Genomic DNA, 13,563 nt, shown 5'->3' with positions numbered 1-13,563 from the left:
AATGCCCCATGCCCAATTCTTTACCCCAAACCAACATCCTTGAGCATCGCTAAATGTTGACTGACGGGTGTGAGGGTATTAGCAACAATCATGCCACTGGCGGCGACGGCTGGTAAACCGATGCCGGGAAAGGTGGAGTCGCCACAGCACATTAACCCTGGTAGGGGTGTGCTGTGGCTGGGAAATAACCCGACGGCGGCGGAGATGGCGGGGCCGTAAGAACCGCGATGGCGACGTAAAAATCTTTCGTGGGTGAGGGGTGTACCTACCAATGTGATTTCACAACGGGAACGGATATCGGGAATGATTCTTTCCAAAGCTTGCCACATGACTTCCGCACGCGATCGCTTTTTCTCTTCATATTCTGGACTTCTCCTGTCCATCCCTTGCCAAATTGCGTAGGGTTCATTCCCTGGGGTGTAAACGTGAATGACGTGTTTCCCTGGGGGTGCTAAGGATGGGTCGAGAATTGAGGGAATTGAGACTAAAATGACGTTTTGCGGTGCTGTAATTCCCAATTCCCAATCGTTGACTACTATATAATGACAAGCTAAATCTGCTGGTAAATTTTGAGCATCAATACCTAAGTGCAGGTGCAGGAAACTATCACATTCAGGTATGGCTTGGCGTTGGGTACGGAATTTTGCTGGTAGTGCGGCTGCTGGTACTAGCCTCAGTGTATCCCAAACCGAAGCATTAGAAATCACAGCTCGCTGCGATCGCACTTCTTCACCATTGCGGAGTTTCACACCAACGGCGCGTTTACCTTCGACTAATATTTGCTCAACATGAGAGCCTAAAATTAACTTCCCTCCGTGTTTTTCTAGTCCCTGCACCAAAGCATCGACTAAAGCACCACTACCGCCGACAGGATAATCTAACTTAACTCCTGGCTTATACCAATCAGCGAACATAAAAGCCACTTCGGCGGCGTTAGTTCCCGATGCGGGGAGTCCAGAGAGGAGAAAACACAGTAAATTTAGCCAATTTTGAATAAACGGGTCACTAACTACACCCCGCATAATCCGGTCAAAAGACCCAGTTAATTTAATCACATTAGCAGCGTGTTGAGCTAGAGATGGCGCAAACTTGCCCACAGTCAAAGCTGCACCCATATCTAAGCGTAAAGCAGCTGGAGGAAGAGCGATCGCAGCTTGGGCAAGTGGTGTCATCACCTTTTGTAAATTTCGCCATTCCTGAACAGCATCCTGTCCTCGCAATTTAGCTAAAACCTCACAAAATTGCTCACCTCCCACTGCGGTATCAAAATCACCCTCTGGCAGACGACAGCCCCAAGTATCGTAATTAACACAAGGTAAATCCACCCCAATGGCATCTAGGACTTGTCGTAGAGGGTTAACAGAGGGACTATAAGACAACCCAGAATAGAGAGAAGGCCCACTATCAAACTTAAATCCTTGACGTTCAAAAGCGTGCGCTGCCCCACCAGGGATAGAATGACTCTCAAAAACCGTCACCTCCAACCCATAACGAGCCAAAAGAGCCGCACAACTCAAACCACCAATACCACTACCAATTACGATGATGTCAGTCATTAGTCAATAGTCAATAGTCAACAGTCAATAGTCATTACTCATTACTCATTACTTCTTCCTTGTCCCCATTCCCCCTGCCCCCTGCCCCCCTGCTTCTAATTTTTTTGTCTATCCTAAGAATAGGGGAATTTTTTATGTAAATTGCCAGCAGGTGTCAAATGCTGCAAGTAGAACAAATATTGCATGACCGTTATCAAGTCCTGAAACAATTAGGTAACAATGGTATTCGTCAAACTTGGTTAGCAAAAGATTTACAAGCTCATGATACAGAAAATTCGCAGGTTGTAGTCAAGCTTTTAGCTTTTGGTGGTAGTGTACAGTGGGATGATTTGAAACTATTTGAGAGAGAAGCCCAGGTTCTCAAGCAGTTAAATCACCCTTGTATTCCACAATACATTGACTATTTTTGTGTAGATGACCGCAATCTTTGGTTTGGCTTAGTTCAAGAATATATTCCTGGTGAATCACTCAAAGAAAAACTCGCTGTCGGCAAAAGATTTACTGAAAAAAAAGCTAAGAAAATTGCGGCTGAGGTTCTCAAAATTCTCATTTATTTACATGAGTTAAATCCTGGGGTTCTGCACCGAGATATTAAGCCCAGTAATTTAATTTTGGGTGATGACAAACATATTTATTTAGTGGATTTTGGCGCGGTTCAAGATAAAGCTGCAAAAGAAGGTGTGACGTTTACTGTTGTTGGTACTTACGGTTATGCACCAATGGAACAATATGGCGGTCGTGCTGTTCCAGCTTCAGATTTATACGCACTGGGAGCTACTTTAATTCACTTGTTGACTGGTGTTTCTCCTGCGGAATTGCCCCAGGAAGATTTGCGAATAAAATTTACTAATAGAGTTAGTTTGAGTCCTGGTTTTATCAGATGGCTGGAAAAATTAACAGAACCAGCACCAGAAAAACGGTTTAATAATGCAAGTCAAGCTTTGGATACACTCAAACATGGTTTAGGAGAAGAATATCCTCATTTAGAAAGGAAATCTTCTAACCTAATTCGTCTGCCATCTAAAATGTTTATCAATAATTCTGGTTGTGGAATTATTAACACGTTAGAACCAGTTCCAGAGGAAATTCAAGGCTGGAATTGGGGGGCTTTTTTATTACCTTGGTTTTGGTTGTGGAGTAACCAAGTGTGGCTGGGATTATTATGTTTTACACCGTATATTGGTTGGGTGATGACGATCTCACTCGGTGCAAAAGGTAATGAATGGGCGTGGAAAAGTAGACGATGGCGGAGTATTGAACAATTTAAAGCCCATCAAAGAGGTTGGGCGATCGCTGGTGTTTTAATCGGCGCACCCATTAGTATTATCTTGTGGACATTTGCGCTTTATGCACTACAAGAAATCTTTGATTAAGCATAGAGAAAGGAAAAAGGAAAAAGGAAAAATGCAAGAAATAATTACTCTTTGCCTTTTACCTTTTACCTTTTGCCTTTTCACTTCTTACCCGTTTACATTTGATTCAATCAAACCTACAGGACAAGCTACATTTGTTCCGCCTAAACCACAATAACCATTGGGGTTTTTCGCTAAATACTGCTGATGATAATCTTCTGCATAGTAAAATTCAGGAGCATCCAGAATTTCTGTAGTAATTTTCCCGTATCCTGCACGGCTAAGGGCTTCTTGATAAGCATCCCGTGACGCTTCAGCTAGTTTTTTTTGTTCCTCGGAATAAACGTAAATTCCTGAACGGTATTGAGTACCTACGTCATTACCTTGACGCATTCCTTGGGTGGGGTCGTGACTTTCCCAAAAGACTTTCAGTAATTCAGCGTAGCTAATCACTTTGGGGTCAAACACCACAAACACAACCTCATTGTGTCCAGTCAAACCAGAACAAACTTCCTTGTAAGTGGGATTGGGTGTGTAACCAGCCGCATAACCTACCGCAGTGCTGTAAACTCCCTCTTTTTGCCAAAACTTCCGTTCTGCACCCCAAAAACAACCCAAACCAAACAATGCTGTTTCCATACCTTCAGGAAAAGGTGGTTTGAGGGGGTGATTATTCACGTAGTGCTGTGCAGGTACAGGCATGGTTTGTGTTCTGCCTGGTAAAGCCTGTTCAGGAGAAGGTATTGCCAGCTTTTTGCCGAATCCAAAAAGTCCCATTGATTTCTACTCTAATTTTTTATAGAAGTTTTCACGTTACTTAATATTTTAGTGTTTCTGCTGACCAGATAGCAGGGTTGGGGAATGGGGAATGGGGAATGGGAAGCAAGGGAGAAAGAAGGTTATTTACCCCTACACCCCTACACCCCTATACTCTCTTTCACATCCAATGGAATACAAGCATGAACCAACTGCAACAAAGGCCCTAGTTGTTCTTGTCCATTGACGGCTAAGTCGCTGTGACATAAGTACAATCTCTGGGAAACACGGGAGAGTAAATCGTGCAGAATTCTCTGTAGTCTGGTTTCTTCTGCTAACCTCTCATCTTCGGCTGTCCAAGGTTGTCCTAGTCTATCTTGCAGGAAAAATGGCGCGCCAAATAAAGTTGCAGCTCCACCTTTTGCCCATAGGGGTGAACCCGTATCTAGCCAAAAGTGCCAACGGTGAGATTTGCGGTTAGCACGGTATTGGAAAATAGTGGCTAAGGTGACGGCTTTTCTGTGTTTACCGATGGAACGTAGGGGGTATGGGTTGGCGGTAATTGTCCCCCGACGCAGGAGTTGAATAAATTCGGCAATAGTTGTGTTGGTGAGGTGATGATTTGCTTCTGGGGCGTTTGCTAGGGTTTGTTTTAATCTGGTTTCAATTTCCCAATAGTGTTGGGCGGTTTCTAGTAGTTCTCTCAAGGCTGCTAGTTGTTCGTAGGGAAGATTACTACCATTCCATAGAAAGTTTTGAATTGCCCTGTCTAAAAGGGAAATGGGGCTGGGAATTAGGCGGAGTTCTTGCTGCGATCGCTGTTTTTCTATCCACTGTAAAATCTCTGTGTAGGCTGTGGTGGCAGCATAGCCAATTCGATCCCAACGTTCAAAGGTTTTGACTGGTAGTAAGTTGGGGTGTTCGGGGTGGGGAACAAAGCAATAATCTGCTATCAATCCTGCCCTAACTGGGTCGATATTGGGAGAAAGTGCGGCCGGAGTTTCTGATGATTCTGCTTTTCGACTCAAAACAACTAACATCTCAGCTACGGCATCCCTGTCTACCAAGCGTCCCAAGCCGGGATAGACTAAAGCTAGCATGGTCAGCAATGCCCGAATCACCGGAGAACTAATTAAGGGGCGTTGGTCATTGAGTGATTCCACAGTAATATTCTGCTTACTGAGAATTTCTACTATGGTATAGCGAGCGATCGCGTCTAAACCAGGCGCAATTATTGCCACCTCTTCGGCTGCAACTAATCCCGAATTAATTGCATGACCAATAAATTCTGCCGTCTGTCGTAACAATTGAGAACGGGAGGTAGTTTGTATTGACTGCACCACTGCTGGTAAATCTGACATTACCATTGGTGAACTTAATGATCCCACCATCGGCGCAGCTAGTCTATCAGCTAGAGAATCCAGTGCAAACCCTGACAAAGCTTCCACCTGACAACGCCTCCCCAACCCTGCCAAATAATCGGGATCTGCCCCTAACCCCAATCTCACCCCCCCATCAGGATTGTAGCTAAACGCACCAACTGCACCTTGATCTAAGAGCAATTCCAACAAATCACGCACCATTCCAGGATATTCATCCACATCATCCGCTAATACTGCTTGATAACGGTTGGCTAGGTGCTGTTGATAATCTTTATTCTTTAATAAATACTGGGTGTAGAGTTCGGTAATAATCCCATAGGTGAGGAATCCCCTTTCTAAACACCAATTTCGCCAATCTACCAGTAAATCTGCCATAAATTCTGGCTTTAGATTGCCGCTATTTTCCTCTAAACTGGTTTGCAAAATACCTGCAATTTCTTCACATGGTGTTCCACTATAAGCCGCTAACTGCATTAAGTCTAAGATGCGCCTCACAAAGCGGTATTCATTCACCCCCGCAAGTTTTAAGGTGTCTTCATCTAATTGGCTTCTCCACAGTTTAGTTGCTAATTCTTGCTCAGTTTCCGGCCGCAAGCGCACAGGAAAGTGTGCCTTGAGATGCAGCAGTTCAATCAGTAAAGGCCAAAATAAAATTACCTCATCTTGAAAAAAACCTAGTGGCGTTCTGACGCGGACTGGATATTTCCCTTGAGTGCTAGTAACAATTTTATCCCCCAACTCTCGCCGATTATCATCATTGGCAGCCAAAACCAAAATTCCCGGTTTGGCTTGCTGGAGTAACTCTGATTGAGGTATGTAAGTGCTTGCTTGCAATTTTGCTCTTTTAGTATAAAATAATTCATATATTTGTTTTCTATTTTGTAGCCAAATACTAAATTGTTCTATTAATCGGCTAGTCTTCCCACTCCGACTACTCCCAACAATCCAAATAGAATGAAAAACCACTACTCATCTCCCGAATAGATTTTTGATGATGTTTGGTGTTAATTTAAAATTAGTAATCAACACATAATATATCAAGCTGATTTAATTGCTGTTCCCTGAAAGTAAGCACGGTCATAATTATTTGTGTAAGCTCTTAATAGAAGACGGACAGCTAAAAAAGACAGAAAAAACTGTATATAAATGTACCCAACTGCTTCAAGACCAAATACCATTACCATAAAGATTTTCTGGAAAATTACTGACAATGCAAAACTCGATGTTTAGCCAAAAAATTTATCCTTTTTTACTATCGGCTTATAGATGGTATTTACAGACACCAGAACGCTCCTTAGACGAAGCCTACAAAGCTGCCTTAAAAATCAAAGCCATAGAGGATGAATATTTTAATGGTAGTACAATAGACTTCAACTCAGCCATCTATAGCAGTAGTGTTATGGATTATTTTGAGTCTGATATTAAAAAACAATTAAAGCTGGTGAGGATGCGATTGACTGAATTTCGATTCAGTCGCTGGTTTTCTAACGAGTCTCATCAAAAAGCTGCTCAAAAAACTGGTATAGAGTATCTCACACCTACAGAAATTTTAGACAAATTAAAGTTCATTGATGATATTACTACCAAATATATTAATCTTGAGCAAGAACTTCTATCATCTAACGGTCTTAATCAAACTCCTCTGAATAAAACTGCTGATGGGCAAAATTCGGAAGCATCTCCTAATTACCCTCCCAGTATTATTAAATCTAATAAAAATGATTTAGTAGAGAGAATATATGCACCGACATCACCACCACAAAATCTTGGTAGACCCTCAGCACAAAATCAAAGAAAACGCCCTAAAGCCGATTCTATAGGGATTCTGCCGCGTTCAATTTTAAGTACCATTGGCCGGCTACAAATTGAGTTAGATCCTAATTCTGAACAGGATGTGGTGCAGAATTTTCGCCAAGCACAACGGCGAACTATTATTTCAATTCGGTTTATATTATTAATTATTATTATACCACTTTTAACTCACCAATTATCCAAAGCTTTATTAGTAGGCCCTATTGTAGAACGCTTTAGAACTGCTCAAACTGAGCAAATATTTCTCAATGAAGAAATGGAAGAAAAAGCTCTACTAACAATCCAAAGGTTTGAAGAAAGAATCAAGTTTGAAAATTTAATTAGTAATGCACCACCACTTTCGACAGAGGAGATAGAAAAACAAATACAAACCAAAGCGCAGGAAGTTGCAGAAGAATTCCGGAGGGAAAGTGCTAATGCAATTAAGAATGTTTTTGCAGATATTTGTTCTGTGGCTGCTTTCATTTGGCTACTGATTGCTAGCAAGTCTTCTATTACGGTGTTAAAAGATTTCTTTGATAATGTGGTTTATGGACTGAGTGATAGTGCCAAAGCATTTATTATTATCTTATTTACGGATGTCTTTGTCGGCTTCCACTCTCCCCACGGCTGGGAAGTTATTCTCGAAGGTGTGACTCGTCATTGGGGTTTACCAGCAAACCGAGACTTTATCTACTTGTTTATTGCTACATTCCCCGTAATTTTAGACACTATCTTTAAATATTGGATTTTCCGCTACCTCAACCGGATATCGCCTTCCGCCGTAGCTACATACAAAAATATGAATGAGTGAACTACCTACATCGACCTTGCGGTACGATGTAGGCTTCCCAAATCATTGGGAACTGCCTCAGACTTGGTGGATTTTTTACGTCCAGAAGTCTTTGGTCTTACATTCCCTCCTTGGGCAGAAGTGCTAGTTCCTAACACCAGAAGTCGCAAACCTTCATTTCTGATATTTATTGCAGCGTTGATGTCTCTATCATGCTGCTTTTGGCAGTGTGGGCAATCTACAAACCTAATCCCCAGCGAATCATAACCATTTTGCAGCATTGGGATTGGTAGCAGAGTCTCACTACAAAGCTGAGATGAAGGAAAGAAACGATTGATTTCTTGATACGTATGTCCAAATCTTTCAGCTTTGTATTTCAACATAGTGAGAAACATCCCCCATCCTTGGTCACTAATAGCTTTGGCCAAGTTAGGATTTTTCACCATGTTTTTAACTGCCAAGTCCTCTACACAAATAACTTTGTTTTCGTATGCTATTTTGCGAGACAGCTTGTGTAGAAAATCTTCTCTAACCCTAGAGATTTTACTAGAAACTTTAGCCACTAAGCATTTAGCCTTTTGGCGTTTTTTAGACGTTTTATCCTTCTTTCTTGCTAGTTTTTTCTGCTTACGCTTTCTATTTTTCTCTAACTTCGCTAGTCTCTTTTTGGGTAAGTCGTATTTTGATCCATCAGAAGTTATAGCAAGATTTTTCAAACCAAGGTCAACTCCAATAGCTTCGTTGATTGCAACTACTGGCATATCTTCATGGTTGAACAGAATAGAAGCGTAGTATCTACCATCTGCATTTTTAGATATAGTTACAGTCGTGAACTTAGCATTTGGTAGTTCTTTGTGAAACACAGCTTTGACTATCCCCAGATTGCCAGGAAACTTAATCACAGAATCCTGTGGGATTAGCTTCACGTTTTGGGGATATTGAATCGATTGCTTGCCATGTTTAGACTTGAAGTTGGGATATTTAGCACGTCCTTCAAAGAAATTAACGAATGCACTAGAAAGATTGAATGTGACTCGTTGCAATACTTGAGAGTATGCAAGTCCTAACCATTCGTACTCTTTCTTTAACCCAGGCAGCAACTTGTCCATTGCCACCTTAGAAAGACCTTTTCCTGTTTCTTTGTACTCTGTAGTTGTGGCATTAAGCATATAATTCCACAACCATCTAGTATTGCCAAAACATTGAGCCAGATACGACTCTTGCTCGTCAGTAGGATAGATTCTCAACTTAATTGCTCTATACATGGTGAGGCACTTGCCGTCTTGGCGGTTTCCGTCACGTTAGCGACGCAGGAGCGTCTGGCAAAGTGCCGAACCCGAAGGGCATCTACTTTTACCGTGTTTTATGGTTCATGATAATATAAAAACTTACAGTGAGTCAAGACTTCATTTGTACCCTTCGGGATCTTGCTACGTTTCCTCCATGTTTCCCTCCCTTGCCTGTCGGAATTGGTCGGGAAACTGTCGTCAACTCACGCGCAATTCATCTCACGCTCCCCTTCGGATGAGACGTGAGCCTTCTTGCTGTTAAAGGTAAATTAAACCAATTCGCAATGGACTTCTCTTCTCTACGAGAGGCTGCACCAACGAGACGAAGAGAGCGTAGCTTGCTTCCCCGGAGGGGTACGTCTCGCTACGCTAACGCAATGAACTTCTCTCCGAGACGCTACGCGTAGCTTGATTCCAGGTTGGCGGTAGCGTTGCGTAGCAAAGTGGTACGCTAACGCAATTTGCTTTTTCCGTGTTGTAATGGGGATTCAGACACTGCCATAGAAGCCGGCGACTAAAACCCCTAAATTTTGTTAACTAAAGATTTTTATCACATCATCTAATTACTTGATAATCATCTGACTTGATTTCTGATGATTAATGGACTTATAACCCTGACTTTTCGGAATAGTTGGGGATATTTTTTTGACTCTGTTGTATATTGTTGGAACTATCAAAAATCATCTTGCGTCACTTAGATCCTGTTATTCCTGTGTAAATCTGTGTCAAAAACGCAAGTAGTTATACTTGGCAACTACTCTAGAAAACTAAAGAGTAGAAAATAATAGTGTCTAAATGTTGACAAATATTTTGTTCCTGATTTTGAGCTAGTTTTGCAGTTACGGGAATATCACCCTTTCAGGTTGTATCTACCACATAAGCATTCAGAAATTAGTAGTCAGTTAATCTCAAGCTAGTCCTAAGTAAAATAGGCTGGATATTTGACTGGGATATAACGACTCTGTAATTTCTCTCAATTACTAAAAAACTAGTATTAGTAAATTTTCTCAATAATGATTTAAATTATTCTGAGCAACAAAAATATATTTGAATCTATTGAGACTAAATAATCTAGTTTATCTATGACGTGTGGAAATAGGAAATTAAAGGAAACTGAGAAAGTGTTCAGGATTTTAATTGATACCGATTTAATATTAGAAGCTTTAATGAATCGCACTGAATCAACAATAGATGTCAGCCAATTATTAGATAGAGTAGATCCATCAATTCAACTGTATTTAACTAATGTGGGATTAGAAAAGATTTATGCTTATGCAACTTGTTTACAAAATATTTATGCTGATATAGTAATTGACTGGCTAAGAGAAAAAATGCAAATTTGTGTTGTTGATCAAAGCATCATTAAAACAGCACGGACATCTTCTATGAAAAATTTTGAATCTGCTGTAGAGGTAGTGTGTTTAAAAAATTATCAATTGGATGCAATCATTACTAATCAAGTAGAAGATTTTACAGATATAGTAAATTCTGGCTATATCTGGTGTTTTAGGGACTTGTGGTTACGTGTAAATTTGGAAACACAGTTCCAAGTGTCGCTGTAAAAATAGTGCAATTTGGGGTGAATTATGCTTACCCAGTGCAGAGTCCCAAAGCATCTGCAACCCCTACACACCTACTTTTTGATCTTAGACTCAGAGGCGAAAAAATTGGCTGTTGTGCCAGTCTGTAAAATATTTTCATGAATATACAAAACTTTTTTAGTAATTTTATAGGCGCAGGTTTTCTTTGGTGCTAGGATCTACGACTATAGATAGATAAAAGTGCTGTAGCTGTGAAACAAAAGCCAAAACCAAGGATCGCTTTGCTTCGAGAAAAAGCAGGGCTGACCCAGCTTGAATTGTCCCGTCTTGTCGGCGTGACTGAAAGCACTATTCAAAACTGGGAAAGCGGCCGGACTGGGACAGACCATATTGAGAGAATTATTAGGTTTTGTAAAGCCTTGAATTGTCAAGTGGAAGACCTAATAGAGTATGCTAATGAGCCTATAGATGGGGCTGTAGGCAAACCAACCTCATTAAATGACCTACATCAACTCTTAGGAAATCAAGAGCCTGTTTCAGTCAATACTTCAGATACAGAAGTAGCTCAACAGTCACAAGCTAAAAGTACCTAAAACAGTAGGGACAAATGCAACCTCAAAACCTGGCAATAACATTACCACTGATGCCAATTTTTTGAGGTGGGTAAGGATTGTGAGTAGCGATCCTTCCCAAAAAAGCCCTGATGGCTACTTATTTTTCTAGGAGATACTTTGAGCTTGTTGCCAAAAAGTTTCAATAGTCACGAATTGATAACCTTGTTGTAGTAGTGCAGGGATGAGGATTTGAATTGTAGCTGCAACATCTTGTCCGCCGCAAGCACCATCATGCAAAACAATCAAAGAACCATCTTTTACTTGCTGGGTCACACGCTGCACTACTTGATTGACTCCAGGTCTAGCCCAGTCTTCTGGGACAACACTCCACATGACTGGGCGATATTGCCATTGTAAAAAGAATTTGAGAGTTTGGGGCAGAAATAAACCATTGGGTGGTCTAACATCACGCACTTGAGTAGGTGGAAGATCACAAGCATGATAGATAGCAGTTTGGGTTTTTTCTAAACTCTCTTTGAGGTCTGGGGGTGAGAGTCTGATAAAAGAACGGTGGTCATAACCATGTAACCCAATCCAGTGTCCGCGATCGCTCACCGCTTTGGCAACATCTGGTGAACGATTCACACAAACACCCAACCAAAAAAAGCTAGCTTTGATGTTGTAGTGGTCTAAAACTGCTAATACCTGGGGAGTGTATTGGGGATGAGGCCCATCATCAAAAGTTAAAGCGATGGTTTTAGTCTCTCCATTTCCACACCATAGACACTGGGGAAAATTGGGTTGGAGAAGACGGTAAGCGATGGGGAATAGTGGTGCGAGTTGCATGGAAAGGGATTAGGGACTGGGGATTGGGGACTGGGGACTGGGGACTGGGGATTGGAAGGTAGACAAGGTAGACAAGGTAGACAAGGTAGATTTTACCTCAATGTCCAATGCCCCATGCCCTATGCCCGATTCCCGATTCCCGATTCCCAATTCCCGATTCCCTATGCCCCCTTGCCATCAAAGTGATAGTATATTTTTTAAGTTGGAAGTCCCTAAATTTCTGGTTGACGCAAATGCCAAGTTGTGGATTGCTCAAAAGCGTAGGCGACTTGTAATAGTTGGTCTTCTTTGAGAACTTTGCCGATGAGTTGCAAGCCGATGGGTAGTCCTTGTTCGTCAAAACCACAGGGAATGCTAATCCCTGGTAAACCAGCAAGGTTTACAGGAATTGTCATCAAGTCATTTAAATACATACTCAAGGGATCAGTAGTTTTTTCTCCTGCTTTAAATGCTGTGGTTGGTGCTGTGGGAGTGACTAACAAATCAACGGTTTCAAAGGCTTTTTCAAAGTCTTGTTTAATCAAGGTACGGACTTTTTGCGCCTTCAGGTAATAAGCATCATAGTAACCAGCAGATAGGGCATATGTACCAATCATAATCCGGCGTTTGACTTCTGCGCCAAATCCTTGGGCTCGGGTACTCTTGTACATAGACAGGAGATTATCCGCATCTGAGGCGCGCCAGCCGTATTTCACACCATCGTAGCGGGCGAGGTTGGCGGATGCTTCTGAGGGAGCGATGATGTAATAACTAGGTAAGCCATAGCGGAAGTTAGGACAGGAAATCACATGAATTTCTGCACCTAAACTCTGTAGTTGTTCAATAGCTTTGGTAACAGCTTTTTCCACCACGGAATCTAAACCTTGACCAAAAGTTTCTTTGATCACACCGATTCGGGTTTTACTTCTGGCTTTGAGGTCTGGTCTTAAGGTGGCGGCGTAATTAGGAATTTCGACTTTCAGGCTGGTGGAATCTTTGGGGTCATAACCTGCGATCGCATTTAATAATATCGCGGTATCTTCTACTGAGCGTCCAAAGGGGCCAATTTGATCTAATGATGAAGCGTAAGCCACTAAACCATAACGGGACACTAAACCATAGGTGGGTTTAAGTCCCACCACACCGCAAAAAGAAGCAGGTTGGCGAATTGAACCCCCAGTATCAGAACCCAGCGCAACTACACATTCATCGGCGGCGACGGCGGCGGCTGAACCCCCAGAAGAACCACCAGGAACTCTCGACAAATCCCAAGGATTCGCCGTGACTTGATAGGCAGAACTCTCAGTGGAACTACCCATTGCAAATTCATCTAAGTTGGTTTTCCCAACAATCACCGCCCCTGCATCAATCAATTTTTGTGACACAGTTGATTCATAAGGTGGCACAAAATTTTCTAAAATCCTGGAAGCGCAAGTCGTAGGAATCCCCTTAGTACACATATTGTCTTTAACACCAATGGGAATTCCCGCCAATAAGCCAATTTCCTCACCTGCGGCAATTTTGGCATCCACAGCACTAGCCTGTTCTAACGCCTTTTGTGCCGTTACGTGTAGAAAACTGTGCAATTTCGGCTCTAAAGCTTGAATCCGGTCTAAAGCCTCTTGGGTAATTTCAACGGCAGAACGTTCTTTTTTAACTAGTTGTTCGTGCAACTCGCGGATGGATGCCATGATTGCTCTCTTAGTGACTCAAGTCATTGATTT

At 41.9% G+C, this 13,563-nt stretch carries 11 protein-coding genes; 5 read left to right on the top strand and 6 right to left on the bottom strand.

From position 1 onward, the window contains the following. Positions 1-20: 20 nt before the first annotated feature. Entirely contained in the window at positions 21-1,556 is a 1,536-nt protein-coding gene (locus ACQFX9_RS23965) for a phytoene desaturase family protein (RefSeq protein ID WP_427159055.1), read from the bottom strand. 158 nt (positions 1,557-1,714) lie between these two features. Here ACQFX9_RS23965 and ACQFX9_RS23960 point away from each other — a divergent pair, with 158 nt between their 5' ends. Continuing rightward, on the top strand, positions 1,715-2,929 hold the full coding sequence (locus tag ACQFX9_RS23960) for a serine/threonine protein kinase (RefSeq protein ID WP_427159053.1): 1,215 nt from the start codon (positions 1,715-1,717) through the stop codon (positions 2,927-2,929). A gap of 87 nt (positions 2,930-3,016) precedes the next feature. Here the strand turns inward: ACQFX9_RS23960 and msrA are convergent, their stop codons facing one another. Both msrA and ACQFX9_RS23950 read right to left on the bottom strand, forming a co-directional pair. Continuing rightward, complete coding sequence (gene msrA, locus ACQFX9_RS23955; RefSeq protein ID WP_427159051.1) at positions 3,017-3,685, bottom strand: peptide-methionine (S)-S-oxide reductase MsrA; 669 nt, start codon at positions 3,683-3,685, stop codon at positions 3,017-3,019. A gap of 140 nt (positions 3,686-3,825) precedes the next feature. Further along, on the bottom strand, positions 3,826-6,012 hold the full coding sequence (locus tag ACQFX9_RS23950; RefSeq protein WP_427159049.1) for a recombinase family protein: 2,187 nt from the start codon (positions 6,010-6,012) through the stop codon (positions 3,826-3,828). A 244-nt stretch (positions 6,013-6,256) separates the two neighbouring features. Between ACQFX9_RS23950 and ACQFX9_RS23945 the strand changes: the two genes are divergently transcribed. Continuing rightward, entirely contained in the window at positions 6,257-7,651 is a 1,395-nt protein-coding gene (locus tag ACQFX9_RS23945; protein WP_427159047.1) for a proton extrusion protein PcxA, read from the top strand. Between the two features lie 5 nt (positions 7,652-7,656). Here ACQFX9_RS23945 and ACQFX9_RS23940 read toward each other — a convergent pair whose 3' ends face one another. Continuing rightward, the gene (locus tag ACQFX9_RS23940) at positions 7,657-8,895 is read right to left on the bottom strand and encodes an RNA-guided endonuclease InsQ/TnpB family protein (protein ID WP_427159045.1); all 1,239 of its coding nucleotides are present in this window, start codon (positions 8,893-8,895) and stop codon (positions 7,657-7,659) included. A 1,145-nt stretch (positions 8,896-10,040) separates the two neighbouring features. On the opposite strand from ACQFX9_RS23940, the gene ACQFX9_RS23935 reads away from it, so the two are divergent. After that, complete coding sequence (locus ACQFX9_RS23935) at positions 10,041-10,481, top strand: hypothetical protein (RefSeq protein WP_427159043.1); 441 nt, start codon at positions 10,041-10,043, stop codon at positions 10,479-10,481. A 230-nt stretch (positions 10,482-10,711) separates the two neighbouring features. Next, positions 10,712-11,053 (top strand): helix-turn-helix transcriptional regulator, encoded by a 342-nt coding sequence (locus ACQFX9_RS23930; RefSeq protein ID WP_427159041.1) that lies wholly within the window; start codon positions 10,712-10,714, stop codon positions 11,051-11,053. A 126-nt stretch (positions 11,054-11,179) separates the two neighbouring features. Here ACQFX9_RS23930 and ACQFX9_RS23925 read toward each other — a convergent pair whose 3' ends face one another. Beyond that, on the bottom strand, positions 11,180-11,860 hold the full coding sequence (locus tag ACQFX9_RS23925) for a polysaccharide deacetylase family protein (protein WP_427159039.1): 681 nt from the start codon (positions 11,858-11,860) through the stop codon (positions 11,180-11,182). A gap of 51 nt (positions 11,861-11,911) precedes the next feature. Between ACQFX9_RS23925 and ACQFX9_RS23920 the strand changes: the two genes are divergently transcribed. Beyond that, positions 11,912-12,046 carry a hypothetical protein gene (locus ACQFX9_RS23920; RefSeq protein ID WP_427159037.1) on the top strand — a complete coding sequence of 45 codons (135 nt, stop codon included), beginning with the start codon at positions 11,912-11,914 and terminating at the stop codon, positions 12,044-12,046. Positions 12,047-12,072: 26 nt separating this feature from the next. On the opposite strand, the gene gatA is transcribed toward ACQFX9_RS23920, so the two are convergent. Then, positions 12,073-13,530 carry an Asp-tRNA(Asn)/Glu-tRNA(Gln) amidotransferase subunit GatA gene (gatA, locus tag ACQFX9_RS23915; protein ID WP_427159035.1) on the bottom strand — a complete coding sequence of 486 codons (1,458 nt, stop codon included), beginning with the start codon at positions 13,528-13,530 and terminating at the stop codon, positions 12,073-12,075. Positions 13,531-13,563 lie beyond the last annotated feature (33 nt).

It is taken from the genome of Aliinostoc sp. HNIBRCY26 (assembly GCF_050235535.1).
Classification (GTDB): Bacteria; Cyanobacteriota; Cyanobacteriia; order Cyanobacteriales; family Nostocaceae; genus Trichormus.
The sequence above is the reverse complement of the archived record's forward strand: the minus strand, read 5'-3'. Positions and strand labels throughout refer to the sequence as shown.

Bases quoted from the DNA above. Each gene is read 5' to 3' on its own strand.
- ACQFX9_RS23965 (WP_427159055.1), bottom strand. From the start codon at position 1,556: ATGACTGACATCATCGTAATTGGTAGTGGTATTGGTGGTTTGAGTTGT.
- ACQFX9_RS23960 (WP_427159053.1), top strand. From the start codon at position 1,715: ATGCTGCAAGTAGAACAAATATTGCATGACCGTTATCAAGTCCTGAAA.
- msrA (WP_427159051.1), bottom strand. From the start codon at position 3,685: ATGGGACTTTTTGGATTCGGCAAAAAGCTGGCAATACCTTCTCCTGAA.
- ACQFX9_RS23945 (WP_427159047.1), top strand. From the start codon at position 6,257: ATGCAAAACTCGATGTTTAGCCAAAAAATTTATCCTTTTTTACTATCG.
- ACQFX9_RS23940 (WP_427159045.1), bottom strand. From the start codon at position 8,895: ATGTATAGAGCAATTAAGTTGAGAATCTATCCTACTGACGAGCAAGAG.
- ACQFX9_RS23925 (WP_427159039.1), bottom strand. From the start codon at position 11,860: ATGCAACTCGCACCACTATTCCCCATCGCTTACCGTCTTCTCCAACCC.
- gatA (WP_427159035.1), bottom strand. From the start codon at position 13,530: ATGGCATCCATCCGCGAGTTGCACGAACAACTAGTTAAAAAAGAACGT.